Consider the following 25198-nt stretch of genomic DNA (forward strand, 5'->3'; position numbering starts at 1 on the left):
CCAGTCGTATCGGCCGATAGTGAGTTCGGCAGTACTTCGGTCCGGAACGGTCGTTGGGCCAGGCGTGATCAAGAACAACAGCCCCGTGACGGCGCGGGCCGGGCGCACGAGCCGCCTGCGGTTCGCCCTGGCCCTGGCACCCCTGCTCTTGGGTGCCTCCGCCCTGCTGGCCGGAAGCGCCGCGGGGGCGGTCTCCGTGGCGTTCGCGGGGGAGGTGCCGGTCACGGTCCATGCCGCGCGGGTGGCCGGGTCGGGTGTCTCGGCCTCTCCGGGCGCCTCCGGGCGTGGCGGTCTGCTGCCGGCGCTGGCCACGCGAGTGGAGCGGGCCACCGTGCACGACGCCTGCGTGACCTCCACTGCCCGCTTGCCGGTCGTCGGCGCGGTGACGGCCGTCGTGCGGATCGAGCGTGCGTCGGCCACCGGCTTGACCGTGGAGACGGGCAAGACCACTGCCGGGTCGGTGAAGCTGTCCGGCGCGAGGTTCGGCACACCGCAGACCTCCCCGGACCGGCCCACGGGCCTGTTCACCGTCGGCGCGGAGCAGGTCAGCGGCAGCAGGGTGACCACGCGGCCGCACGCCTTCACGGCCGGGACGATCACCTCCCGGGGTGTGGCCATCGAGGTGCGCCGGGCCGAGGGCGGCTGCGAGCCGGGAGCGGCCCGATGAGCGCGGCGATCCGGTCCTCCGGGTGGTCCGCGTGGCCTGCCGGGTGGTCCGCGTGGCGTCAGGGCCGCCCGTTCGCGGCGGGGTTGCTGCTCGCCCTCGGCGGGCTGGAGTTGATCGGCGTCTCCTGGGTGGGGCTGGGATTCCTGCGGTTCACCGGCACCGCGGGCGCGGCCTCGTGGACCCTGGGCGCCCTGTTCGTCGTCGCCGGTGTGACGACGTGGCGCAATCCGGCCCTGCGCTGCTTCTCCGGCGTCCTGGCCGGCGTACTGTCCCTGGTCAGCCTGGTGGCCGCCAACCTCGGCGGTCTGCTCCTCGGCTTCCTGCTCACCGCCGTCGGCAGCGCCCTGGCCCTGGCCTGGGTCCCCCAGCAGGCGCCTTCGGCCCGAGAGGAGGCGTGAGGTGAGGCCTTTGCCCGTGCACCTCTCCCGGGTCTACCGGAGCAGCGGCATCCACGACCCGGTCCTGCGCCGCGGCTACGAGGCATGCCGCCGCGCCACCCGCGCCCGGGGCGAGATCGAGTACGCCGTCTCGCTGCTGCTCCCGCCGCCCCTGCGGATCGCGACCTGGGCGTTGTACGGCGCCGGGTCGGCGGTGGACTGCCTGGTCGACACGGCGCAGCCGTCGGACACGAAGGACGCCGGGCGCGCCGAACGGCTGGAGGCGTGGATCTCGGCGTTCGACGCCGACCTGCGCGACGGCCGCAGCACCGACCCGGTACGGCAGGCGCTGATCCACACCATGCTCACCTGGAACCTGCCGCCGGGATTCATGCACACCCTGTTCGAGCAGCTGCGCCTGGACGTCCACGGGCGCCGGTTCGCCACGTGGGAGGAGTGGCGACGCTACAACGGCCTCGTCACCACCCCGTTCGTGCTGCGCGCGGCCTCCCTGATGATGCGGGTAGGGGGCCTGTCCGCCGAACCCGAGTCGATCGCCTCGGTGGTACCGGAGGCGGCGGTGGCGTGGCAGACGGCAGCGGACGCCATCATCCTCACCGACGCCCTCGTCGACCTCTCCGAAGACCTGGCCGACGGCCATGTGCCGCTGCCGCAAGAGGCCCTGGACGGGGCCGGCGTACGCCGCGCCGACCTCCTGGACCGGCGCAGCACCCCCGCCTTCGAAGAACTGGTGCGCAGCCTGGCCGACCGTGCCCGTGGCTGGCTGGACCGGACACCGGTGCCGCCCGTGCTGCACCCGGCGGTCGGCATCGCGCTCGGCGCGTACACAGACCTGTACCGGCTGCGCCTGAGGGCCGCCGCCGACACTCCGGCCGCGCTGCTGCTCCGCCGCCCGGCCTTGCCGGGAGGTGCCCGGCTGCGCGTGCTGCTGCCCGCCCGGACGCGGGTCGCGCTGGCCTGGTCCCTGTTCCCGTTCCCCGTACGGCCCTGCCCGCCGCCGGAACCGGCCGGCCCGCCCGCAGGACTGGCCGGTGCCGGCGCGGCGCGCTCGCTCACGACCGAAGCACGCCCTGTCGCCACCGAGCGGCGACCGGTCGTCCCTCCGGCGCCGCACCCGTCCGGTGCCCGCCCGCCGCGGCTGCCCGCCGGGGCCGTGCCGCGCCACGTCGCGATCGTGATGGACGGCAACGGCCGCTGGGCCACCGCCCGGGGCCTGCCGCGCACCGAGGGCCATCGAGCGGGCGCCGACGCACTGGTCGACGTCGTCCACGGCGCCCTGGAGATCGGACTGAAGTACCTGACCGTGTACGCGTTCTCCACCGAGAACTGGAAACGCCCGGCTGACGAACTGCACGCGCTGATGGACGAGATCCCCCGGCAGCTGCGGCGGATCACGGACGACGCCAAGCCGCTGGACGTCCGCGTGCGCTGGGCCGGGCTGCGCTCCCGCCTGCCGGCCGACGTCATCGAAACACTCGTCGACGCGGAGCAGGGCACCCGCGACCGCACCGGGCTCACCCTGACCGTGTGCCTCAACTACGGCGGCCGGGCCGAGATCACGGCAGCCGCGGCGCACCTCGCGCAAGAGGCGGTCGCCGGGCGGATCGATCCCGCCTCGGTCTCCGAGCACGCCTTCGCCCGCCACCTGCACGTACCCGAACTGCCGGACGTCGACCTGCTGCTGCGCACCGGCGGCGACCAGCGCACCTCCAACTTCCTGCCCTGGCAGGCCACTTACGCCGAGCTGCTGTTCCTCGGCACCCCGTGGCCGGAGGTGGACCGCCGCGACCTCTGGGACGCGATCGAGCAGTACGCCCGCCGCGCCCGCCGCTACGGCTCCGTCCCCCGCATTCCCGCCCAGGCCCGGCCTGGGCACGGGGCGTGAGCCGCCGGTACCGGCCGGGGTCCGGCGGTCAGGCCCTTGTGTGACCTTCCTTGACGGCCGTCACTCTCCGGACTGCCGCTCGTGCCGGTGGGTGCCGCGGGCCAGTTCCTGGAGCAGCTCGTGCTCGGTCTTCCCGACATCCCGGGCCATCTTGCGCAGCAGCAGGGCGCAGAGGGCTGCCGCCCCGTCCATGAGGGCCTCGGTCGCCATGGGGTCCTCGCGCCGTCGCTCTGTCACGTAGGCCGTCAGCAGGTCGTTGCCCGAGACGTAGGCGGTCATGAACTCGATGCCGTTACGGAGACGGTCGTAGTCGCTGGTCATGGTCGAACCGTCCCACACGGGTGAAGAAGTGACCGGGTCATCGCGTGTTGCTGCGGCGGGCATAGGCGCGAGCCGCGCGGGCGCGGTCGCCGCAGCGGGTGGAGCACCACTGGCGGCGGCCGTGGCGGAGCAGGTAGCGGGTGCAGGGCGGGGAGCCGCAGGCGGTGAGGCGTTCGGCGTCGGGGGACGTGAGCAGGTCGGCGGCGTCGGCGGCGAGCGTGGCCAGGGCCAGGTCGACGATCGCGGTGGTGGGGTGGGGGGCCGTGCGGTAGGGGCCGGTCTTGTCGTCCCACCGCAGCAGCGGGGCCGTGGGGACCCGGGTCATCGCGTCGTTGACGGCCGCCACGGCCGCGGGGAGGGCGGGCAGGCCTTCGGCACGGGCGGCGAACAGCGACCTGATCTGTTCGCGCAGTGAGCGCAGTTGGGTCGCGCACATCTCCCGCATGCCGGCGTCGACCGGGGCGAGGCCGCGCTGGGTCAGCCAGTGGTTCGTCTGCGCCGGGGTGCCCAGGAGGTCGACCGTGTGCCCGCCGGGCAGCGCGATCGCGCTGTTGGCGAGGGCGAGGGAGGGGTGTTCCTCCTCGCCCTGCGCGGGTGGCGGGGCGGGCTGGTCGATCACGGGCTCCTGCATATCTCTCATGGTACGGCTTGCATGTATCCGTGAGAAGCCACTACGGTCGTCTCACGGTTCGAACGCATCTATCCGTGAGGATTCCTTCATGTCCGCGCTTACCACGACGACCGCCCCCTTCCCCGTCCGCGTGTTCGGCGGCCCGACCGCCCTCTTCGAGTACGGCGGCCTGCGCTTCCTGACCGACCCGACCTTCGACGGCCCCGGCGACTTCCCGGCGCCCGCCGTGGTCCTGACGAAGACCGCCCCGTCCGCCGGCACACCCGCCGAACTCGGCCCCGTCGACGTGGTGCTCCTCTCGCACGACGAGCACGCCGACAACCTCGACACCTCCGGCCGGGCCCTGCTCGCCGACGTCCCGCTCACCCTCACCACCCCCGGGGGCGGACAGCGCCTCGGCGCGAAGGCCACGGGCCTGGCCGACTGGCAGTCCGTCGAGCTCGACCGCCCCGACGGCGGCACGGTCACCGTCACGGGCGTGCCCGCGATCCACGGCCCCGGCCCCCGTGAGGAGGTCGAGCCGATCACCGGCCAGGTCGTCGGGTTCGTCCTGACCGGCGAGGGCCTGCCCACCGTCTACGTCAGCGGCGACAACGCCTCGCTCGACGCGGTGAAGGAGACCGCCGAGCGCTTCGCCCCCGTGGACACCGCCATCCTGTTCGCCGGCGCGCCGCGCTTCGCCGACGTCTTCGACGGAAAGGTCCTCGTCCTGGACAGCGCCATGGCCGCCGAGGCCACGCGGATCCTCGGCGCCCGCCGGGTCGTCCCCGTCCACTACGACAGCTGGGCCCACTTCACCGAGGGCCGTGACGAGTTGGAGGCCGCTTTCACCGCCGCCGGGCTCGCCGACCGGCTGGACTGGGGCAAGGACGCCTGACCTGCCGTCACTTCCTCCAGAACAGGTGATGGACCACCCCGCTGGGGCTCGGCACCACATCGCAGTGGAAGCGGTCGAACAGCTCCTCGGGGGACTCCCAGAGCCGTGAGCCGGACCCGATGACCACGCCGGGCGAGACCGCCACGTGCAGCGCGTCCACCAGGTCGGCGTCGAGGAACTCCCGGATGGTGGCCGCCCCGCCGCCGAGCCGGACATCCTTGCCGCCGGCCGCCTCGCGCGCCTGCTCCAGGACGTCGGCCGGGTCGCCGCCGACGAAGTGGAACGTGGTGTCGGACAGCGTGAACGAGGGACGCTCATGGTGGGTCATGACGAACACCGGCGTGTGGAACGGCGGCTCGTCACCCCACCAGCCCTTCCACTCGTGGTCCTGCCAGGGCCCGCGCTGGGGGCTGAACTTGTTGCGGCCCATGATCTCGGCGCCGATGTTGTTGGTGAAGTCCCGCGTGAGGTAGTCGTCGAGACCGCGGCTCCCGCCAGGGTCTGTGCGGTTGGGCCAGCTCGCCGTGGCGCCCGCCCAAGCGAACATCTCCCCCGGGTCGGCGTGGCCGAACGGCCGCTCCAGGCTCTGGTTCTCACCGGCACCGAAGCCGTCACTCGAGACGTTGAAGTTCTGTACGCGCAGTAGCTGGGGCACGGCACTCCTTCTGTGGTCGTTGGGGGTTGGACCGCCCGGGCCGGCGAAACTCATCGGCGGCCCGGCGATTCCCCCCGGTTCACCCGGCCTGCGCGACCACGTGGTCGATCACCTGCTGGAAGTCCTCGCTCGGGGAGAACTCCACGAACTCGCTGTCCTCCAGGGCGACCGGGACATGGCCGGGGCCCCAGTAGTACGCCTGACCCGCCTCGTACTCCTCCTCGCCGGACGCCGTGCGCATCCTGATCCGGCCCTTCAGCAGATAGCCCCAGTGGGGGCACTGGCACGCGTCGTCGGGCATGCCCTTGAGGGCCGGGCCCATGTCCGTGCCCTGGGGCAGGCTGATGTAGCCCACCGACATGCCGCCCCCGATCGGCATGAGGCGCAGTTCCACGCCGTCGCCCTCCAGGGCGACGGGTACGTCGTTCCGGGCCGCCGCCGTCATGACTCCTCCGCTCCGGCCCCGCCGGGCCTCGCGACAACGGATCTCCTCCCTCCACCCTGAACCGCCGGGGAGCGGCCCGCGACATCACGATCCGGTCAAGAGGTGCCTTCGGGGTCTTGATTTACCGGCGTGTAATCGATTCCATCCCTCCGTCGATGTAATCGATTCCACGAGCACTCAGCACGTGCTCCCACGACTGATCCACAAGGAGGTGGAGCGGCGGTGGCCAGCATCAAGGACGTCGCTGCCGAGGCAGGCGTATCGGTCGCCACGGTCTCGCGCGTCCTGAACGACCACCCGTCGGTCAGCGCCGACGCACGCACGCGCGTGCTGGCCGCCGTCGAGTCCCTGGGCTACCGCCCGAACGCCGTCGCCCGCTCCCTGCGCACCGACCAGACCCACACCCTCGGTCTGGTCATCAGCGACGTACTGAACCCGTACTTCACCGAACTGGCCCGCTCCGTCGAGGAGGAGGCCCGCGCGCTCGGCTACAGCGTCATCATCGGCAACGCCGACGAGCGGCCCGACCTCCAGGACCACCACGTTCGCAACCTGCTGGACCGGCGGATCGACGGGCTGCTCGTCTCCCCCACGGACGGCGGCTCGCCGCTGATGCTGGACGCCGCGCGGGCGGGGACGCCCATGGTGTTCGTGGACCGGTGGATCCCGGGCGTGGACGTGCCGGTGGTCCGTGCGGACGGCCGGGCCGCCGTGCGGGATCTCGTGGCGCATCTGTACGGGCTCGGGCACCGGCGGGTCGCGATCATCGCGGGTCCGGCGGCGACCACGACCGGACGCGAGCGCGTGGAGGTCTTCAGGGAGGCTCTCCAGGAGCACGGGCTCGACCTCCCCGAGGCCTACACGGGCCAGGGCGACTTCCAGGCCGAGAGCGGGCGGCGGGTCACCGAGGGCTTCCTCGACCTGGCCGAACCGCCCGAGGCCGTGTTCGCCGCGGACAACCTGATGGCGCTCGGCGCGCTGGACGCCGTACGCGCGCGTGGACTGCGGGTTCCCGACGACATCGCGCTGGCCGCGTTCGACGACATCCGCTGGTTCGTGCACACCGACCCGCCGGTCACCGCGATCGCCCAGCCCACGGGCGAGCTGGGCCGGGCCGCCGTACGGGCCCTGGTCGACCGCATCGAGGGACGGCCCGGCGAGTCCGTCACCCTCGCCGCCCGTCTCGTCGTACGCCGCTCGTGCGGCGAGTCCCCCTCCCCAGTGCAAAGGAGCACGACGTGAGCAACCCGGACGAGTTGCTGCGCATCGAGGGCATACGCAAGACCTTCCCGGGTGTGGTCGCGCTGGACGGCGTGGACTTCGACCTGCGCCGGGGCGAGGTGCATGTGCTGCTCGGTGAGAACGGCGCGGGCAAGAGCACCCTCATCAAGATGCTCTCCGGCGCCTACACGCCCGACGCCGGGCGGATCCTGGTCGGCGGCGAGGAGGTGCGCATCCAGGGTGCGCAGGACTCCGAGCGGCTCGGGATCGCGACCATCTACCAGGAGTTCAACCTGGTTCCGGATCTGACGGTCGCCGAGAACATCTTCCTGGGGCGGCAGCCGCGCCGGTTCGGGGTGATCGACCGGAAGCGGATGGAGGCCGACGCCGAGGTCCTCCTCGCGCGCGTGGGTGTGAATGTGTCGCCCCGCGCGCGGGTGCGCGAACTCGGTATCGCGCGCCTGCAGATGGTCGAGATCGCCAAGGCGCTCAGCCTCGACGCGCGCGTGCTCATCATGGACGAGCCGACCGCCGTGCTCACCTCCGAGGAGGTCGAGAAGCTCTTCGCGATCGCGCGCACGCTGCGCGAGGACGGCGTCGGGATCGTGTTCATCACACATCACCTGGAGGAGATCGCCGCCCTGGGCGACCGGGTGACGGTCATCCGGGACGGCAGGAGCGTCGGGCAGGTCCCGGCCTCCACCCCGGAGGACGAGCTCGTACGGCTCATGGTGGGGCGGTCGATCGAGCAGCAGTATCCGCGCGAGCGGGCCGACCGCGGTGCCGCCCTGCTGTCCGTCGAGGGACTCACCCGGGACGGTGTCTTCCACGACGTCAGCTTCGAGGTGCACGCCGGTGAGGTGGTCGGCATCGCGGGGCTGGTCGGCGCCGGCCGTACGGAGGTCGTACGGGCCGTGTTCGGGGCGGACCCGTACGACAAGGGGGCCGTGAAGGTCGCCGGTTCCACCGTCCCCAAGTACGACGTCAACGCGGCGATGACCGCGGGCATCGGGCTCATCCCCGAGGACCGCAAGGGTCAGGGCCTGGTGCTGGACGCGTCGGTCGAGGAGAACCTCGGCCTTGTGACCCTGCGGTCGGCCACGCGCGCGGGGCTCGTCGACCTCAAGGCCCAGCGCGAGGCCGCCGAGCGGATCGCGGGGCAGCTCGGTGTGCGGATGGCGGGCCTCGGCCAGCACGTGCGCACGCTCTCCGGCGGCAACCAGCAGAAGGTCGTCATCGGCAAGTGGCTGCTCGCCGACACGAAGGTGCTGATCCTCGACGAGCCGACACGCGGTATCGACGTCGGCGCCAAGGTCGAGATCTACCAGCTCGTCAACGAACTCACCGCCGCCGGCGCGGCCGTCCTGATGATCTCCAGCGATCTGCCCGAGGTGCTCGGCATGAGCGACCGGGTCCTGGTGATGGCGCAGGGCCGGATCGCCGGCGAACTCTCCGCCGACGAGGCGACCCAGGACGCCGTGATGGCACTCGCCGTCAGCACTCCGACGACCACGACCGGAACGGAGGCCTCCCGTGGCCACTGACACGCTCAAGAGCACGGCGGGCGCGGGTGGCGCCTCGGGCGGCCTGCGCCGTCTCCTGCTCGACAACGGCGCGCTCACCGCGCTCATCGTCCTCGTCGTCGCGATGTCGGCGCTGTCCGGCGACTTCCTGACGACCGACAACCTCCTGAACGTCGGCGTCCAGGCGGCCGTCACCGCCATCCTCGCCTTCGGCGTCACCTTCGTGATCGTCTCGGCGGGCATCGACCTGTCGGTCGGCTCGGTCGCCGCGCTGTCGGCCACGGTCCTCGCGTGGAGCGCCACCTCGGCGGGCGTCCCCGTGTTCCTCGCGGTCCTGCTCGCCATCGCGACCGGCATCGCGTGCGGCCTGGTCAACGGCATCCTGATCTCCTACGGCAAGCTGCCGCCGTTCATCGCGACGCTGGCCATGCTGTCGGTGGCCCGCGGTCTGCTGCTGGTCATCTCCGAGGGCTCGCCGATCGCCTTCCCCGACTCGGTCTCCCGCCTGGGCGACACGCTCGGCGGCTGGCTGCCGGTGCCGGTGCTCGTCATGGTCGTGATGGGCCTGATCGCCGCGTTCGTGCTCGGCCGGACGTACATCGGCCGCTCCATGTACGCGATCGGCGGCAACGAGGAGGCCGCGCGGCTGTCCGGCCTGCGCGTGAAGAGGCAGAAGCTCGCGATCTACGCCTTCTCGGGCGTCTTCGCCGCCGTCGCCGGTGTCGTCCTCGCCGCCCGGCTGTCCTCCGCACAGCCCCAGGCCGCCGACGGCTACGAACTGGACGCGATCGCCGCGGTCGTCATCGGCGGCGCCTCCCTCGCGGGCGGTACGGGCAAGGCCTCCGGCACGCTCATCGGCGCGTTGATCCTCGCCGTGCTGCGCAACGGGCTGAACCTGCTGAACGTGTCGGCGTTCTGGCAGCAGGTCGTCATCGGCGTCGTCATCGCGCTGGCGGTGCTGCTCGACACGGCCCGCCGCAAGGCCGGGGTGACCCCGGTCGCGGGCGGCGCGGGCGGCGGCAAGGGCAAGCAGGCGACGACCTACGCGCTCGCGGCCGTGGTCACCGTCGCGATCGTCGGCGCCACGTCCTTCCTGCACAACGGCTCCTCCTCGGCGAGCACCCCGAAGATGGGCCTGTCGCTGTCCACCCTCAACAACCCCTTCTTCGTGCAGATCCGGGCGGGCGCCCAGGCCGAGGCCAAGAAGCTGGGCGTGGACCTGACCGTCACGGACGCCCAGAACGACGCCTCCCAGCAGGCCAACCAGCTCCAGAACTTCACCAGTTCCGGGCTCGGCGCGATCATCGTCAACCCGGTCGACTCGGACGCGGCGGGCAACTCCGTGAAGGCCGCCGACCAGGCGAAGATCCCGGTCATCGCCGTCGACCGCGGCGTCAACAACGCCAGGACCGACACCCTGGTCGCCTCCGACAACGTCACGGGCGGCGAACTCGCCGCGAAGACCATCGCCGACAAGCTGGGCGGCAAGGGCAAGATCGTGATTCTCCAGGGGCAGGCCGGCACCTCCGCCGCCCGCGAACGCGCCCAGGGCTTCGCGAACGGCCTCAAGGCCTACCCGGGCATCCAGGTCGTCGCCCAGCAACCGGCCGACTTCGACCGCACCAAGGGCCTCGACGTGATGTCGAACCTGCTGCAGGCCCACCCGGACGTCCAGGGCGTCATCGCCGCCAACGACGAGATGGCGCTCGGCGCGATCAAGGCCCTGGGCTCCAAGGCCGGCAAGTCGGTCTCCGTGGTCGGCTTCGACGGCACGCCTGACGGGCTGAAGGCGGTCGAGGGCGGCACGCTGTACGCGTCCGTGGCACAGCAGCCGTCCCAGCTCGGGAAGATCGCCGTGGACAACGCCCTGAAGGCACTCCAGGGCAAGAAGGTCGAGGAGACGGTGAAGGTGCCGGTGAAGGTGGTCACGAAGGAGAACGTGGCCGGGTTCAGCGGCTGACATCGGGGAACGGCGGGCGGTCATCCACTCCTGGTGGGGCCGCCCGCCCATGTCACTCATGTGGGGAGAAACTCATGTACGACTACGACCTCCTGGTCGTGGGGTCGGCCAACGCCGACCTGGTGATCGGTGTCGAGCGCCGGCCCGGTGCCGGCGAGACCGTGCTCGGCTCCGACCTGGCCGTCCACCCGGGCGGCAAGGGGGCGAACCAGGCGGTCGCGGCCGCCCGGCTCGGAGCCCGTACGGCTCTGCTGGCCCGGGTCGGCGACGACGCGTACGGACGGCTGCTGCTGGACTCGCAGCGCTCGGCCGGCGTGGACACGGTGGGTGTCCTGGTGGGCGGCGCGCCGACCGGGGTCGCGCTGATCACGGTCGACCCGTCCGGGGACAACAGCATCGTGGTCTCGCCGGGCGCGAACGGCCGGCTGGCCCCGGACGACGTCAGGGCCGCCGGGAGCCTCTTCCACGCCTCCCGGGTGGTCTCGGCGCAGCTGGAAATCCCGCTGGAGACGGTGGTGGAGGTCGTACGGAACCTGGCGCCTGAGAGCCGTTTCGTGCTGAACCCCTCGCCGCCGCGCCCCCTTCCGCAGGAGGTGCTGGCGGCGTGCGATCCGCTGATCGTCAACGAGCACGAGGCGAAGGTGATCCTGGGCTCGGCCGCCGTGGGCGACAGCCCGGAGGACTGGGCGCGGATCCTGCTCGCGAAGGGACCGCGGTCGGTGGTGGTGACGCTGGGCGCGGAGGGCGCGCTGGTCGCCTCCGCGCAGGGCGTCACCCGGGTGCCGTCCGTGAAGGTGGGCGCCGTGGACACGACCGGCGCGGGTGACGCGTTCACCGCCGCGCTGGCCTTCCGGCTGGGGGCCGGTGAGTCCCTCGCGGAGGCGGCCGCGTACGCGGCGCGGGTCGGGGCGGTGACCGTGACGAGGGAGGGCGCGCAGGCGTCGTTCCCCACGGCGGCGGAGGTCGCTGCGCAGTGAAGAAAGCCGGAATACTGAACCGTCACCTCGCCGGTGCGCTGGCCGAGCTGGGCCACGGCGACGGGGTGCTGGTGTGCGACGCGGGCATGCCCATCCCCGACGGCCCGCGGGTGGTGGACCTGGCCTTCCGGGCCGGGGTGCCGGCCTTCGCGGAGGTGCTGGAAGGGCTGCTGGCGGAGCTGGTCGTCGAGGGGGCGACGGCGGCGACGGAGGTACGGGGAGCGAACCGGGAGGCTTCGGAGCTCCTGGACGGGCACTTCCCGTCGCTGGAGCTGGTGTCGCACGAGCGGCTCAAGGAACTGTCGGCCCGGGCCCGGCTGATCGTCCGCACGGGCGAGGCACGGCCGTACGCGAACGTACTGCTGCGCTGCGGCGTCTTCTTCTGAGACCCCGGATGAGACCCGGCAAGGCCGGAAAGGCCCGAAGAGGTTTCGAGGGGGCCCGGTCCGTCGACCGGGCCCCCTCGGCTTTTCCCCTCCCGTCAGGAACCCCCGCGATCCCCCCAGATCCCCCTCCAGAAGTCCTGACACCAAGTACGACCCGCAAGGGGCGGGAAGGGTTGCACGGCAAAGTAAGAAATTCTTGCCGGATTCTCGGAAAGATCACCGCGCTGGCCGGGTCAGCACGCGGGTGAGGCCGCCGTCGTCCTCCTCGACGTCCCTGACGTGCGCGAATCCGATCCGGCCGAGCAGGCGCAGGGAGGCCTCGTTCTGCGCGGCGACGGTGGCGTGCACCTCGGTCAGCCCGAGCGTGTCGAAGCCGTACCCGACGAGCGCCTCCGCCAGCTCCGTCCCGAGCCCGCTGCCCCAGGCCTCCGGGGCCAGGGCGTAGACGATCTCGTGACCGCCGACCGCGTCCGTCCGCTTGATCTCCGCATGCCCGACCAGTCGCCCATCGCGCCGGACCGCCCACACGTCGAACAGGTCCCGGGCGTAGACCTTGCTGAAGATCCGCCCGAACAGGGCCCGGTCGTCCGCCTCGGCGGCGGGCCCGTCACCCATCCACCGGGAGACCCTGGTGTCCTGGAAGAGGGCGACGAAGTCCTCTTCGTCCTCCGGGGTGTAGGCGTCGAGGAGCAGGCGGGCGGTGCGCAGGGTCGGGGGCATGGGGAGTGACGCTAGCCATGCGGACAGCGGGGGTGCAACGCACTTTCCGCGGGGGCGTCACGGGGTGCGGAAGCCGCGGAACGTCACGTGCTTCCGGCTGGTGAAGCCGAGTCGTTCGTAGAGGGCGATCGCTTCGGTGTTCGTGTCGGCCACGTGCAGGAAGGGGCGTTGTCCCTGGTCCAGGATGCGGGTGACGAGGGCGGTGACCAGGCGGGCGGCGTGGCCTCGCCCGCGTGCCTCGGGGTCCGTGCAGACGGCGCTGATCTCGGTCCATCCCGGAGGCCGGAGCCGCTCGCCCGCCATGGCCACCAGCCTGCCGCCGTCGCGGACGCCGAGGTAGGTGCCGAGGTCGCGGGTGCGCGGCCAGAACGGCCCGGGTTTGGTTCGTGCGGCCAGGTCGAGCATCTCGGGCACATCGGCTCGGCCCAGTTCGACCAGGTCGGTGTCGCCGGTCGCGGGGTGGGCCTGAGCGGGCCGGCTGCCGGCGGGCCAGATCATCTGGCGGCCTTCGAGGACGAAGACCGGCTCCCAGTCCGGCGGTGGGGTCGCCGGGCAGCTGAACATGTCGGCGAACGCGTCCCGGCCGAGGAGCCGTGCGAGATCGGCCCAGTCCGCCGCGTCGGCTTCGGCGGGCACCGCCGAGAAGGTCGCGACCCCCGGCAGGTAGGTGGCGGCCCGGCCGGCCCGGCGGCCGAGCTCCGCGTGGCGGCCTCGCAGCGACTCGCCCACCGGGTCGTCGAGTGCCGTGCTGTCACCGCTGTCGCCGTTCGTCATCGTGGACCAGGCTACCTTTCATCTCATCGTAGGTTCGGGTCACAGGCCCGTCTCGTCGGACCAACACGGCTTCGCAGGCAAGGAGTTGAACGTGGACGCGCAGGACACCGCCAGGCGGCTGCGGAGGATCGGCGACGAGATGTCGGAGCGGTTCTACGAGCGGGCCGATGTCGTGCGGACGCTGGTGGTGACGCTGCTGGCAGGGCAGCACTCGCTGGTGCTCGGTCCGCCCGGGACCGCGAAGTCCGAGATGGCGCGGGAGCTGACGGGCCGGATCGAGGGCGCGGCCTACTGGGAGATCCTGCTGTCGAAGTTCACCGCGCCGACGCGGATGTTCGGCCCCATCGACGTCGCCGCGCTGGCCCGGGGCGAGTACCGCCAGGTCTACGACGGCCGCGCCACCACCGCGCACGTCGCGTTCATCGACGAGATCTTCAAGTGCTCCACCGCTGCGCTGAACGAGACGCTGGGCTATCTCAACGAGCGGCTCTACCACCCGGAGAACGGCGGCGTGCCGATCCGCTGCCCCCTCATCGGGGCCATCACGGCGAGCAACGAACTGCCGAGTGAGGGCGACGCGGCGGCGATCTACGACCGGCTGCTGGTGCGGATCGAGGTGGGATACCTGGAGAACCCCTCCAACTTCGCCGCGCTCGTACGGTCCGCCGTCCGGCAGCCGGCGGCACCGGCCAGGACCACCGTCGAACTGGCGGCGTTGCAGCACGCCGTGCGCGAAGCCGTCCCGGCCGTGGACGTCCCGGACGCGATCGTGGACGCGGTGTGCACACTGCGCGCCGCCCTGCGCCGCAGGGAACTCGTCGCCTCCGACCGCCGCTGGCGGCAGGCGGTGGGGCTGCTCCAGGCCTCCGCGTACCTCGACGGCCGTCCGGCGGTCGACGAGACCGACCTGTCGATGCTGACGCACGTGCTGTGGGACTCCCCCGCCGACCGGCCCACCGTCGAGCGCGAGGTGCTGCACCTGGTCAACCCCGACGCCAAGGAGGCGCTCGACCTGGCCGACGCCATCGACGAACTGGAGGCGCAGCTCGACGCCATGGCCGGGCAGTCCCGCGAGGCACTGAGCGACTGGGTCATCAAGAAGGCCCACAACAAGATCGCCACGGCGGGCAAGCGGCTGGAGAAGCTGCGCGAGGAGGCCGTGGCGGCCGGTCGCTCCACCGCCGCCATCGACCGGGTCACCGGCCGCCAGCGCGCCGTCCGCGCCCGGGTTCTCACCGAGGCCCTCGGCATGGACGCGAGCATGGTGCAGGCGCAGCTCTGAATCCGGGGGGTGACCGTGGAGGGGGCTTCGAGCGGGCTGGACGAGCTGGCGAGCCTGGCCGGGAAGTGGCTGAGGTTGTCCTCCGCCGTGCCCGGGCGGCACACCGCGGCCGTGGTCGCTGACCGGTTCGACCGGATGACCTGGCTCGACACCTACGAGCAGTCGGCGGCACTGCGCGAGCTGGCCCGGGAGCTGGACGCGCGCCACGACCACGCCACGGACCTCCTGACCGACGTGTTCCTGGCGGCCTACAAGGCTGGCCCGCGGTTGCGCGAGCCTTCCGAGATGGATCCCTCCCGGCTGGTCGACCACCAGGTCGTCACCGCACTCGTGGAGTCACGGGGGTTCACCGAGCTGCGCCGGGAGACGGCGGGCGACCCCTACGCCGCCGCCATGGCCGTACTCGCCCAGGCCGCCGCACTGCGGGGGCTGCTGGAGCGCACCCGCGAGGCCCGGGAACAGGCCGGGCGGGCGGGGCAGGGGCAGCAGGACGCCGAAGAGGCGGCGTCCGCCGTGGCCGAGGCGCTGCGGCAGGCCGCCGAGGAGGCCGGCGAGGCCGGCACCGTGCCGGCTCCGGCCGCCGCCGTACGACAGGCGGTCGAGACCGCCGAAGCCGCCGAGGCCACCGCGCGGCAGGCCGCCCAGGACGCCGCGCAGGCCCTCGGGGCGACGGCCTCCGCTGTCCGGGCCGGTGCGCGGAACGCGACGGCGGAGGCGGCTCAGGCCGTGCGGCAGGAGTCCGCGCTGCTACGGGCGTGGGGCGTCGGTCCCGGGGAGCTGGAACGGATGCCGTTCGACCAGCGCGCCCGGCTCGCCGAGCGGCTGCGCACCGGCCGGCTCGCGCAGTGGGCCGAGCTGATCGGCCGCTTCCGGCAGATGGCCAGCGGCGAGCGCGCCCGCAAGGTGGAGAACGCCACCGGGGAACTGGTCGGTGTCACGCTCGGCGACGACCTCTCCCGGGTCATCCCCTCCGAGCTGGCGGGCCTCGGTGTGCCGGAACTGCGCGCGGTGTTCGCCGTCCGCTACGCAGCCGGTGAGCTGATGCTCTACGACAGCCAGGGGGAGCAGGCCACCGGCCGGGGCGCGATCATCGCGTGCGTGGACACCTCGCACTCGATGTACGAGGCCGGTCCCGGCGGGATCACCCGGGAGGCGTGGGCCAAGGGGTGCGCCCTGGCGCTGCTGGACCAGGCCCGCGAGGCGGGGCGTGACTTCGTCGGCATCCTGTTCTCCGCCCCCGGCAGGATCAAGGTCTTCCGATTCCCGGCCGGCCGGTCCGCCGGGACGGACCGGGTCCTCGACTTCGCGGAGACGTTCCTCGGCGGCGGCACCAGCTACCAGACGCCGCTGTCGGCGGCCGGAGAGCTGCTGGAGGAGGAGTTCGACGACACCGCCCGCAGGCGCGGCGACATCGTGATGATCACCGACGACGACTGCGGCGTCACCGAGGAGTGGATGCGCGACTGGAACGACGCCAAGCGCCGGCTCGGCTTCCGGGTGTTCGGCCTGGTCGTCGGCGCCCCGCGCGTCGGCGAGGCCGGCTCGGTGCTGGAGGCGCTGTGCGACAACCTCCGCTCCGTGGAGGACCTCACCGACGTCCACGCCGCCGCCGACCTGTTCCGCGTGATCTGACCGCACCGGGAGGGGGACGGCAGAGGGCCGAGCCGGGTCGCCGCCGGTTCCTCGGGGCCCGGGAGGCGGCGGAGCCGCGGGGCCCGACCCCGGTCACGGCTGCCGCGATACGGCCAAGCCGCGGGGGCCGGAGCCCGGCCGGGGCCGGCACGACATGCCCGAGCCCGGTAGGCGCTCCCGGCCGCGGGTGTCTGAACTGATCAGGGCTGCCGCCATGCGGCCGAGCCGCCGGTGCCCGAGGTGGCCAGCGCCACCGCGACGTCGCCGAGCCTCCGTGGTCCAACCCGGTCAGGCGCTCCCGGGCGTCGACGCCCGAACCCGAACGAGACTGCCGCCGCACAGCCCAGCCGCCCATGCCCCAGCCCCGGTCAACTGCTCCTGGCCGCAGGCGCACCAGCCCCCTCAGGGCCAAGCCGCGACACCGTCAAGCTCCGGCCCGTCAGGGCCAAGCCGCGACGTCGCCGAGCCTCCGTGGTCCAGCCCGGTCAGGCGCTCCCGGGCGTCTGCGTGCCGCGCGCCGTCACGCCGAGTCGTTCAGGAGTCGGCTCAGGTGCTCGCGGCCCGGGCCCAGCAGGTCGGGCAGTTCGGCGGCCGATTCGTACCAGCGCTTCTCGTACTCCCAGCAGAGCCAGCCGTCCCAGCCGTGCCGGGAGAGGACCTCCACGCACTCGGCCAGCGGCAGGACGCCGGCGCCGAGCGGGAGCGGGGTCGTGTCCTCGGCGGAGGCGATGTCCTTGACCTGGACGTAGCCGAGGTGCGGGGAGAGGGCCGCGTAGGTCTCCGAGGGCTGTTCACCGCCCAGCCAGGTGTGCATCACGTCCCACAGCGCGCCCACCTGGCGGTGGCCGACCAGCCCGAGGACGCGCATGGCGTCGGCGGCGGTGCGGTGCGAGTCGTGGGTCTCCAGGAGGATGCGGACGCCCAGGTCGTTCGCGTACTCGGCGGCCGTGCCCAGCCGCCGGGCGGCCGTCGCGTCGGCCTCCTCGGGGGTCTGGACGTCCAGGTCGCCGCCGGGGAAGACCCGGATGTACGGGGCGCCGAGGTCACGGGCCAGGTCGAGGAGGGAGCGGATCTCGGCCAGGACGGGCTCGTCGTCGCCCGGGGCGGCGACCCGCGCGTAGCCCGCCAGGCCCAGGATCTCTACGCCCGACCCCTTGAACTCGGCCGCGACGTCGGCCCGTTCGGCGGGGCCGAGGCCGGGGTGGACCGGTTCCTCGGAGTGGGCGCGCAGCTCCACGCCGTGGTAGCCGTGCGCGGTCGCGAGCCGCAGGACGTCGGGCAGGGGCAGGCCGGGGACACCGAGGGTGGAGAACGCCAGCTTCATGTGGACGGACCCTACCCGGCGGCCCCGCCTACGACTCCCCTTGGTCACTCGGGTGTTGCGAGAAGATCCAGTCGCCAGTCCTGGCCGACCAGGTCCTGGCCGAAGGAGCGGTGCGCCTTCTCCGCGACCAGCACGAAGCCGTGGCGCTGGTAGATGCGGCGGGCGGCGGCGAGGATGTCGTTGGTCCACAGGACGACCTCGCGGTAGCCGGCCTCACGCGCGAACGCGACGACGGCCCCGACCAGCCGGTCCCCGATGCCCAGGCCGCGCGCGTCCGGCTCGACGAGCAGCAGCCGGAGCCGGGCGGCCCCCGGCGCGTCGTCCCGTACGACCATGACGCACCCCACCGGCCGGCCGTCCAGCTCGGCGATCCACGTCCGCTCCAGATGCGGGTCGTGGTCCTCGGCGTACTCGGCGACGATCCGGGCGACCAGGCCCTCGTAGTCGAGGTTGAAGCCGTACTCGGCGGCGTACAGGGCGGCGTTGCGCTGCACGATCCAGCCGAGGTCGCCGGGGGCGGGGTCGCGCAGGACGACGTCCTCGGGGCGTGGCGTCCGGCCCTCGCCCAGAATCGTCCGGACGGTACGCAACGCCTCGGCCAGTCGCGGCCGGTCCTCGGCGCGCACGGTGTCCAGCATCGCCCCGACCGTCTCGCGCGCCCGCTCGTCGAGGAGCGCGGCGGCCTCCCGGCCGCGCTCGGTGAGGGTGATACGGCGGCGGCGCGGATCCGTCTCGGACGGCCCGCGCTCGACCAGGCCGTCCTCCTCGAACCTGTTCAGGATGCGGCTCAGGTACCCGGCGTCCAGGTGCAGCTGGGTCCGCAGATCGGCGGCGTCCGTGCGCGGCGCGTGCGCGAGTTCATAGAGCACGCGGGACTCGGTGAGGGTGTAGGGCGCGTAGAGGTGACGGCCGTAGTCGAGCGCGCCGATGACGTTCGTGTAGAAGCGGTTGAAGGAGCGGATGTCCTGGACGGTCATGGCCACGACCCCCGATGTTTGACTCAGTCAGAGATTCCGGTGGGATCGAGCCTAGACGTCCAGGACAGCCGGCGCCAGGCTGGGTGACGGCCGATGAGTTTCCCGGTGATCCGCAGTCAGAGATCCTGGTTGGTGTGCCGCAGCCGCGAGTGCGGCGGAAGCGCACCGGCTGACTCTGTCGCGAACCGGACACGAGAACCGAGGAACCTGAGATGCGTACCCTGATCAGCACCGCTTTCGTCTCGCTCGACGGCGTCGTGGAGGCCCCGGGCGGCGAGCCCGGTTACCGGAACTCCGGGTGGACCTTCAAGGACGTCGAGTTCCTCCCTGAGGCCTATGAGATCAAGGACCGGGAACAGAAGGAAGCCACCGCCATGCTGCTGGGCCGGACCAGCTACGAGGCGTTCAGCCCGGTGTGGCCCGGCATGGAGGAATTCGCCGACTACAACCAGATGCCGAAGTACGTCGTCTCCACCACCCTCACCGAGGGCGACCTGGTGTCGGACTGGGGCGAGACGACGATCCTGCGCTCGCTCGACGACGTCGCCGCGCTGAAGGAGACCGAGGGCGGCCCGATCATCATCCACGGCAGCGCCTCCCTGAACCAGGGCCTTTCGGACGCCGGCCTGATCGACCGTTACCACCTGCTGGTCTTCCCGCTCCTGCTCGGCGCGGGCAAGCGGCTCTTCAGCACCACCGACAAGGACACCCAGAAGCTCAAGCTCGTCGAGCACGAGGTCTACGCCAACGGCCTGCAGAAGAACGTCTTCGACGTCGTCCGCTGACGAGGCTCCCGCAACCGGCCTGTCCGGCGGTGAGAAAGATTCAGGGGGCGGCAGCGGGCATCGGCTGCGAGGTGGATCATGGCGGTCGGCCCACCGCGGGACCGGCCGATGGCATGATCGGCCCCTTCGCCGGCCGAGCCCCGGCCGCGTGCCGGTGAGCGCGCACGATCGTGGCGTCCACCGACACGACCCAGGCCGGTTTCGACTCCTGGAACGCCACCGGCGTCCGCGCCCGCCCAGCCCGGGGGCGGCAGCCTCCGGCAGGCCGGGGCGGAACGCCGAGGTCAGGAAACCCGCGGCACCCCCGAAGACCCCCGCACCATCAACTCCCCCCGCACCGACGCGATCCCCCCGTGCGGCGCCTCCTCACGCCCCATCGCGATCCGCCCGGCCCGCGCCCCGGCCTCCGCCAACGGCAGCCGCACGGTCGTCAGCGCAGGCACCGCGTCGATACTGAACGGCAGATCGTCGAACCCGGCCACCGACACGTCCTCCGGAATCCGCAGCCCGGAGTCCCGCAGCGCCGCACACGCCCCGAGCGCGACGGAGTCGTTCGCGGCGACGACCGCCGTCAGCGACGGGTCGCGCCGCAGCAGTTCCAGCGTCGCCTCGTAGCCGGACCGCCGGTCGTACCGCCCGTGCACCGTCCACCGAGGGTCCTCCTCGATGCCGTGCGCGGCGAGCGCGGCCCGGTGCCCCTCCAGCCGGTGCCGGGTCGTCGTCCGTTCCTCCGGGCCCGCGATGTAGCCGAGCCGCCGGTGTCCGAGCCCGATCAGGTGCTCGGTGAGTTCCTGCCCGCCCCCGCGGTTGTCGAAGGTCAGCGCGATCGCCCCGGTCTCCGGCGCCGGCGGCCGCCCGCACAGCACCACCCGCGTCCCGGCGTCCGCGAGCTTGCGCACCTTCGCGTCCATCGCCGCCTGGTGCGCCGCGTTCTCGATCGCCCCGCCGGTCAGCACCACGGCCGCCGCCCGCTGCCGCTGCAACAGCGTGAGATACGTCAGCTCCCGCTCGGGAGAGCCCCCCGTGTTGCAGACCACCGCGAGCCGCTCCCCGCCCGCGCGACCGCCCGGCCCGCCGATCTCGGCCTGGATCGCGCTCGCCATGATCCCGAAGAACGGGTCGGCGATGTCGTTCACCAGGATCCCGACCAGGTCGGAGGTGGCGGCGGCCAGGGCGCTCGCGGGCCCGTTGAGCACATAGTCCAGCTCGTCCACGGCCTTCAGCACCCGCTCCCGGGTGGATGCGGCCACGGGGTAGTTCCCGTTCAGCACGCGCGACACCGTCGCGGGCGAGACCTGCGCGCGGGCCGCCACGTCCGCCAGGGTCACCGTCATCTCGTCGTCCTCCGGTCGCGCATCTAGTCGTCCGCCCTCGTACACATACAGAGTCGCCCTCGTACACATACAGACCTGTGGCCTTGGTTCCGATGGAACCGACGCCCTGGCTCCCATGAACCCATGGCCATGGTTCCGAGCAGACCTTAAGCCCCCGACCCCGGGTTGTTCGCCCCCTCGAACAACTCGTCCTGGTCACGGTCTTGTCCGGACCGCGGTTCAGAGGCTAGCTTCTTCATGTATAGAAAGCGCTTGCTGTACCGCTCACCAGTTCGGGCGTACGCGGCGCGACGACCGCGTACGAAGGGAACGACGTGACACGCAAGACGGTGCGGATCGCCATGAACGGCGTGACCGGGCGCATGGGCTACCGCCAGCACCTGGTCCGCTCCATCCTCGCCCTCCGTGAGCAGGGCGGCCTCGACCTCGGCGACGGCACCGTGCTGTGGCCCGAGCCGATCCTGGTCGGCCGCCGTGAGAACGCGCTGAAGGCGCTGGCCGAGCGGCACGGGCTGGAGCACGTCTCGACCGACCTGGACGCGGTCCTCGCCGACGAGACCGTGGACATCTACTTCGACTCCCAGGTCACCTCCGCCCGCGAGGAGGCCCTCAAGAAGGCCATCGCGGCCGGCAAGCACATCTACACCGAGAAGCCCACGGCCACCGGCCTCGACGGCGCTCTCGACCTCGCCCGCCTGGCGAACGAGGCCGGCATCAAGCACGGCGTCGTCCAGGACAAGCTCTTCCTCCCCGGCCTGCTCAAGCTGAAGCGCCTCATCGACGGCGGCTTCTTCGGCCGGATCCTGTCCGTGCGCGGCGAGTTCGGCTACTGGGTCTTCGAGGGCGACTGGCAGGCCGCGCAGCGCCCGTCCTGGAACTACCGGGCCGAGGACGGCGGCGGCATCGTCGTCGACATGTTCCCGCACTGGGAGTACGTCCTGCACGAGCTGTTCGGCCGCGTGAAGTCCGTCCAGGCCATCGCCACCACGCACATCCCGCAGCGCTGGGACGAGAACGGCAAGCCCTACGACGCCACCGCCGACGACGCCGCGTACGGCATCTTCGAGCTGGAGGGCGGCGCGATCGCCCAGATCAACTCCAGCTGGGCCGTGCGCGTCAACCGTGACGAGCTCGTCGAGTTCCAGGTGGACGGCACCGAGGGCTCGGCGGTGGCCGGCCTGCGCAACTGCCGCGTCCAGCACCGCTCGGCCACGCCCAAGCCGGTCTGGAACCCGGACATCCCCGCCACCGAGGTCTTCCGCGACCAGTGGCAGGAGATCCCGGACAACGCCGAGTTCGACAACGGCTTCAAGGCGCAGTGGGAGCTGTTCCTCAAGCACGTCTACGCCGACGCCCCCTACCACTGGGACCTGCTGGCCGGCGCCCGCGGTGTCCAGCTCGCCGAGCTGGGCCTGCAGTCCTCGGCCGAGGGCCGCCGTATCGACGTTCCGGAGATCCAGCCGTGACCATCCGACTCCCGGACAGCAACGGGGCGTCGCGGACGTACGAGCCGCGCACCGAACCGCTCCTGGTGACGCCCGGCACGCCCTTCACCTCCCGCACGGTCTACTCGGCGGCGCACGTCGTCGCCGACCCGTACGCGGACACCTCGCCCGACTCGCCCGCCGCCGTCGACTGGGACGCCACCCTGGCCTTCCGCCGTCACCTGTGGTCGCACGGGCTGGGCGTCGCCGAGGCGATGGACACCGCCCAGCGCGGCATGGGTCTGGACTGGGCGGGCGCGGCGGAGCTGATCCGCCGGTCGGCGGCGGAGGCGAAGTCGGTCGGCGGCCTGATCGCCTGCGGCGTGGGCACGGACCAGCTCTCGGCCACCGAGATCGGCTACCCGTACAGCCTGGCGGAGATCCGCGCCGCGTACGAGGAGCAGCTCGCGGTCGTCGAGGAGTCGGGCGCGCGGGCGATCCTGATGGCCTCCCGGGCCCTGGCGGCGGTCGCCAAGGGGCCGGAGGACTATCTGGAGGTCTACGGCCACCTGCTGCGCCAGGCGTCCGAGCCGGTGATCCTGCACTGGCTCGGCCCGATGTTCGACCCGGCGCTGGAGGGCTACTGGGGCGCGACGGACCTGGACGCCGCCACCCGCACCTTCCTGGACGTCATCGCCGACCACCCGGACAAGGTCGACGGCATCAAGGTCTCGCTGCTGGACGCGCAGCGCGAGATCGACATCCGCCGCCGCCTGCCGCAGGGCGTGCGCTGCTACACGGGCGACGACTTCAACTACCCCGAGCTGATCGCCGGCGACGGCCAGGGCTTCAGCCACGCCCTGCTGGGCATCTTCGACCCGCTGGGCCCGTTGGCGGCGGAGGCGGTCCGGGTCCTCGACACGGGGAACACGCAGGGCTTCCGCGACCTGCTGGACCCCACGGTCGAACTCTCCCGGCACCTCTTCCAGACCCCGACCCGCTTCTACAAGACGGGTGTGGTGTTCCTGGCCTGGCTGGCCGGCCACCAGTCCCACTTCACGATGGTCGGCGGCCTCCAGTCGGCCCGTTCGCTGCCGCACTTCGCGAAGGCGTACGAACTCGCCGACGGTCTGGGCCTGTTCCCCGACCCCAAGCTGGCGGAGGAGCGGATGAAGAACCTGCTGAGCGTGTACGGGGTGGACCAGTGAGCACCGCCGACCTGGAGCGCTTCTCCATCAACCAGATGACGGTGAAGCAGTTGTCGATGCCGGAACTGGTCGAGTCCTGCGGCCGGTTGGGCATCACGAACGTGGGCCTGTGGCGCGAGCCGGTCCAGACGTACGGGCTGGAGGCCACGGCCAAGCTGGTCCGGGACGCGGGCCTGACGGTGACAACGTTGTGCCGGGGCGGCTTCTTCACGGCGATCGACCCCCAGGAGCGCGCTGAGGCCCTGGCCGACAACCGCCGGGCGATCGACGAGGCGGCGACGCTGGGCACCGACACGCTGGTCCTGGTCTCGGGCGGACTCCCGGCGGGCTCGAAGGACCTGCACGGGGCCCGCGAACGCATCGCGGACGCCCTGTCGGAACTGGGCCCCTACGCGGAGCGGCACGGCGTCCGCCTGGCCATCGAGCCGCTGCACCCGATGTACGCCTCCGACCGCTGTGTGGTGTCGACGCTGGCCCAGGCCCTGGACCTGGCCGAACGCTTCCCGGCGCACCAGGTGGGGGTCACGGTCGACACGTACCACATCTGGTGGGACGACACGGCTCCCGCGCAGATCGCCCGGGCGGGTGCGGGCGGCCGGATCCACACCTTCCAGCTCGCCGACTGGACGACTCCGCTCCCCCAGGGCGTGCTGACCGGCCGGGGCCAGATCGGCGACGGCTCGATCGACATGCGGGAGTGGCAGCGGTACGTGGAGGCCGCCGGTTACACGGGTGCCATCGAGGTCGAGCTGTTCAACGACGGGCTGTGGGCGCGGGACGGACGGGAGGTGCTGGCCGAGACGGCGGCGAGGTTCGTCGAGCACACCTTGTGAGCCGAGCACACCTGTGATCCGTCACGGTCGTAGGCCACGGCCCCGCCGGCCTACGACCGTGCGAGGAACCCGTTCACCCGCTCCTCCAGCCGCGCCCGGCACCGCGGCCATTCCGGCGCCGTCACCGAGAAGATCGCGGAGTCGCGCAGTCGCCCTTCCTCGCCGGGGGCCCACGACCGGGACCAGTTCCGCAGCACGCCCTCGAAGCGGGCGCCCACGCTCTCGATGGCCGCGCGGGAACGGCTGTTGCGGGCGTCGGTCTTCAGGTCCACGCGGGAGACGCCCCACTCCTCGAAGGCGTGCCGGAAGAGGAGGAGCTTCGCCTCGGCGTTCACACCCGTGCCCTGGGCGGAACGGGCGAGCCAGGTGAAGCCGACCTCGACCGCGTCGAGTCGGTCGTCCGATAGCCAGAAGCGTGGTTCCCAGTACGCCGTGGCGCCGACCGCCCGTCCCGTGGCCGTGGAGATCTGCGCGTAGGGCGCGAGCCGTCCCGTCGCCGCGCGGGCGAGCTGCGCGTCGATGTAGGCGCCCACCTCGTCGGCACCCGGTACCCAGGTGAAGGCGTAGGTCTCCCGGTCCTCCGTCGCCGCCGTCGCCAGCTCGGCGGCGTGCCGGTGGTCCAAGGGCTCCAGGCGGACCATGGCACCCTCCAGGACGGGGCCTTCCAGTGCGAAGCTCACGCGGGAGAGTCTTCCCCGGGCAGCCCGGGTCGTCGAATGAAATACCCGGTACCGCGAGCAGCGGATGGCCGGAAGTGGCGGCTCAACCGCCCCGTTGGACCCTTGGCCCACCCCGCGTACCGACTTCCGGAAATCCGGCCCGCACCGGGAACCCGGCCCGGACTCCCGTCGTCCAATCGCAGGCCGCCGGAGAGTCACCACGGTGCGGTGTCGGCCCTCGCTGCTGGCTGCGATCGCTGACCACCCTCTCCGCCGTACCGCGGCCGGCGGCACCCGCCG

General features: G+C 72.3%; 25 protein-coding genes and 1 pseudogene. 15 read left to right on the forward strand and 11 right to left on the reverse strand.

Features of this window, described 5'->3' with window-relative positions; all coding sequences use genetic code 11:
- The first annotated feature begins 64 nt into the window (after nt 1–64).
- The 3 genes from ACH4G3_RS09135 to uppS are packed head-to-tail and all read left to right on the forward strand — an operon-like array spanning nt 65 to nt 2950.
- On the forward strand, nt 65–667 hold the full coding sequence (locus tag ACH4G3_RS09135) for a DUF6230 family protein (RefSeq protein WP_397623862.1): 603 nt from the start codon (nt 65–67) through the stop codon (nt 665–667).
- Entirely contained in the window at nt 664–1065 is a 402-nt protein-coding gene (locus ACH4G3_RS09140) for a DUF6114 domain-containing protein (protein WP_397623863.1), read from the forward strand. Before ACH4G3_RS09135 ends, ACH4G3_RS09140 begins: the two co-directional genes overlap by 4 nt.
- 1 nt (nt 1066) lies before the next feature.
- Entirely contained in the window at nt 1067–2950 is a 1884-nt protein-coding gene (uppS, locus tag ACH4G3_RS09145; protein ID WP_397623864.1) for a polyprenyl diphosphate synthase, read from the forward strand.
- A gap of 60 nt (nt 2951–3010) precedes the next feature.
- On the opposite strand, the gene ACH4G3_RS09150 is transcribed toward uppS, so the two are convergent.
- The gene (locus ACH4G3_RS09150; protein WP_397623865.1) at nt 3011–3271 is read right to left on the reverse strand and encodes a hypothetical protein; all 261 of its coding nucleotides are present in this window, start codon (nt 3269–3271) and stop codon (nt 3011–3013) included.
- Between the two features lie 37 nt (nt 3272–3308).
- The gene (locus ACH4G3_RS09155) at nt 3309–3902 is read right to left on the reverse strand and encodes a CGNR zinc finger domain-containing protein (protein ID WP_397623866.1); all 594 of its coding nucleotides are present in this window, start codon (nt 3900–3902) and stop codon (nt 3309–3311) included.
- 88 nt (nt 3903–3990) lie between these two features.
- Between ACH4G3_RS09155 and ACH4G3_RS09160 the strand changes: the two genes are divergently transcribed.
- The gene (locus ACH4G3_RS09160; RefSeq protein WP_397623867.1) at nt 3991–4779 is read left to right on the forward strand and encodes an MBL fold metallo-hydrolase; all 789 of its coding nucleotides are present in this window, start codon (nt 3991–3993) and stop codon (nt 4777–4779) included.
- A 7-nt stretch (nt 4780–4786) separates the two neighbouring features.
- Here ACH4G3_RS09160 and ACH4G3_RS09165 read toward each other — a convergent pair whose 3' ends face one another.
- Both ACH4G3_RS09165 and ACH4G3_RS09170 read right to left on the reverse strand, forming a co-directional pair.
- On the reverse strand, nt 4787–5434 hold the full coding sequence (locus ACH4G3_RS09165; protein ID WP_397623868.1) for a dihydrofolate reductase family protein: 648 nt from the start codon (nt 5432–5434) through the stop codon (nt 4787–4789).
- Nucleotides 5435–5513: 79 nt separating this feature from the next.
- Complete coding sequence (locus ACH4G3_RS09170) at nt 5514–5879, reverse strand: cupin domain-containing protein (RefSeq protein WP_397623869.1); 366 nt, start codon at nt 5877–5879, stop codon at nt 5514–5516.
- Between the two features lie 222 nt (nt 5880–6101).
- On the opposite strand from ACH4G3_RS09170, the gene ACH4G3_RS09175 reads away from it, so the two are divergent.
- The 5 genes from ACH4G3_RS09175 to rbsD all read left to right on the forward strand — a co-directional run bounded on the left by ACH4G3_RS09175 (nt 6102) and on the right by rbsD (nt 11946).
- Nucleotides 6102–7121, forward strand: coding sequence for a LacI family DNA-binding transcriptional regulator (locus ACH4G3_RS09175; RefSeq protein WP_397623870.1), 1020 nt, complete (start codon nt 6102–6104; stop codon nt 7119–7121).
- A complete protein-coding gene (locus ACH4G3_RS09180; RefSeq protein WP_397623871.1) occupies nt 7118–8644 on the forward strand; it encodes a sugar ABC transporter ATP-binding protein in 1527 nt (508 codons plus the stop codon). The genes ACH4G3_RS09175 and ACH4G3_RS09180 overlap by 4 nt, the downstream gene beginning before the upstream one ends.
- Nucleotides 8634–10583, forward strand: coding sequence for an ABC transporter permease/substrate-binding protein (locus ACH4G3_RS09185; RefSeq protein ID WP_397623872.1), 1950 nt, complete (start codon nt 8634–8636; stop codon nt 10581–10583). Before ACH4G3_RS09180 ends, ACH4G3_RS09185 begins: the two co-directional genes overlap by 11 nt.
- Before the next feature lie 74 nt (nt 10584–10657).
- Nucleotides 10658–11560, forward strand: coding sequence for a ribokinase (locus ACH4G3_RS09190; RefSeq protein WP_397623873.1), 903 nt, complete (start codon nt 10658–10660; stop codon nt 11558–11560).
- Nucleotides 11557–11946 carry a D-ribose pyranase gene (rbsD, locus tag ACH4G3_RS09195; protein ID WP_397623874.1) on the forward strand — a complete coding sequence of 130 codons (390 nt, stop codon included), beginning with the start codon at nt 11557–11559 and terminating at the stop codon, nt 11944–11946. Before ACH4G3_RS09190 ends, rbsD begins: the two co-directional genes overlap by 4 nt.
- 216 nt (nt 11947–12162) lie before the next feature.
- On the opposite strand, the gene ACH4G3_RS09200 is transcribed toward rbsD, so the two are convergent.
- Nucleotides 12163–12666 carry a GNAT family N-acetyltransferase gene (locus tag ACH4G3_RS09200; RefSeq protein ID WP_397623875.1) on the reverse strand — a complete coding sequence of 168 codons (504 nt, stop codon included), beginning with the start codon at nt 12664–12666 and terminating at the stop codon, nt 12163–12165.
- Nucleotides 12667–12723: 57 nt separating this feature from the next.
- Nucleotides 12724–13440 (reverse strand): GNAT family N-acetyltransferase, encoded by a 717-nt coding sequence (locus ACH4G3_RS09205; protein WP_397623876.1) that lies wholly within the window; start codon nt 13438–13440, stop codon nt 12724–12726.
- An 85-nt stretch (nt 13441–13525) separates the two neighbouring features.
- Between ACH4G3_RS09205 and ACH4G3_RS09210 the strand changes: the two genes are divergently transcribed.
- Together ACH4G3_RS09210 and ACH4G3_RS09215 are read left to right on the forward strand one after the other, a co-directional pair.
- On the forward strand, nt 13526–14722 hold the full coding sequence (locus ACH4G3_RS09210) for an AAA family ATPase (RefSeq protein ID WP_397623877.1): 1197 nt from the start codon (nt 13526–13528) through the stop codon (nt 14720–14722).
- Between the two features lie 15 nt (nt 14723–14737).
- Entirely contained in the window at nt 14738–16354 is a 1617-nt protein-coding gene (locus tag ACH4G3_RS09215; protein ID WP_397623878.1) for a VWA domain-containing protein, read from the forward strand.
- 520 nt (nt 16355–16874) lie between these two features.
- On the opposite strand, the gene ACH4G3_RS09220 is transcribed toward ACH4G3_RS09215, so the two are convergent.
- Nucleotides 16875–17678 (reverse strand): sugar phosphate isomerase/epimerase family protein, encoded by an 804-nt coding sequence (locus ACH4G3_RS09220; RefSeq protein WP_397623879.1) that lies wholly within the window; start codon nt 17676–17678, stop codon nt 16875–16877.
- A gap of 44 nt (nt 17679–17722) precedes the next feature.
- Nucleotides 17723–18655: a bifunctional helix-turn-helix transcriptional regulator/GNAT family N-acetyltransferase gene (locus ACH4G3_RS09225; RefSeq protein WP_397624099.1), complete on the reverse strand. Its 933-nt coding sequence runs from the start codon at nt 18653–18655 to the stop codon at nt 17723–17725.
- A gap of 212 nt (nt 18656–18867) precedes the next feature.
- Here ACH4G3_RS09225 and ACH4G3_RS09230 point away from each other — a divergent pair, with 212 nt between their 5' ends.
- Nucleotides 18868–19440, forward strand: a complete 573-nt coding sequence (locus ACH4G3_RS09230) for a dihydrofolate reductase family protein (RefSeq protein ID WP_397623880.1) — start codon at nt 18868–18870, stop codon at nt 19438–19440.
- Between the two features lie 13 nt (nt 19441–19453).
- Here the strand turns inward: ACH4G3_RS09230 and ACH4G3_RS09235 are convergent.
- Nucleotides 19454–19630, reverse strand: a pseudogene (locus ACH4G3_RS09235) (IS5/IS1182 family transposase); the annotation flags it as partial.
- A 94-nt stretch (nt 19631–19724) separates the two neighbouring features.
- Nucleotides 19725–20774, reverse strand: coding sequence for a LacI family DNA-binding transcriptional regulator (locus ACH4G3_RS09240; protein WP_397623881.1), 1050 nt, complete (start codon nt 20772–20774; stop codon nt 19725–19727).
- Between the two features lie 314 nt (nt 20775–21088).
- Here ACH4G3_RS09240 and ACH4G3_RS09245 point away from each other — a divergent pair, with 314 nt between their 5' ends.
- From ACH4G3_RS09245 to ACH4G3_RS09255, 3 genes are read left to right on the forward strand one after another with little or no spacing between them, the layout of a single operon-like run.
- Nucleotides 21089–22240, forward strand: a complete 1152-nt coding sequence (locus tag ACH4G3_RS09245; RefSeq protein ID WP_397623882.1) for a Gfo/Idh/MocA family protein — start codon at nt 21089–21091, stop codon at nt 22238–22240.
- Nucleotides 22237–23406 carry a dihydrodipicolinate synthase family protein gene (locus ACH4G3_RS09250; RefSeq protein ID WP_397623883.1) on the forward strand — a complete coding sequence of 390 codons (1170 nt, stop codon included), beginning with the start codon at nt 22237–22239 and terminating at the stop codon, nt 23404–23406. The genes ACH4G3_RS09245 and ACH4G3_RS09250 overlap by 4 nt, the downstream gene beginning before the upstream one ends.
- Before the next feature lie 35 nt (nt 23407–23441).
- Nucleotides 23442–24239, forward strand: a complete 798-nt coding sequence (locus ACH4G3_RS09255; RefSeq protein WP_397624100.1) for a sugar phosphate isomerase/epimerase family protein — start codon at nt 23442–23444, stop codon at nt 24237–24239.
- A 50-nt stretch (nt 24240–24289) separates the two neighbouring features.
- Here ACH4G3_RS09255 and ACH4G3_RS09260 read toward each other — a convergent pair whose 3' ends face one another.
- Entirely contained in the window at nt 24290–24919 is a 630-nt protein-coding gene (locus tag ACH4G3_RS09260; protein WP_397623884.1) for a GNAT family N-acetyltransferase, read from the reverse strand.
- Between the last annotated feature and the right edge of the window lie 279 nt (nt 24920–25198).

Source organism: Streptomyces afghaniensis (assembly GCF_044327915.1).
GTDB classification, from domain to species: domain Bacteria; phylum Actinomycetota; class Actinomycetes; order Streptomycetales; family Streptomycetaceae; genus Streptomyces; species Streptomyces afghaniensis.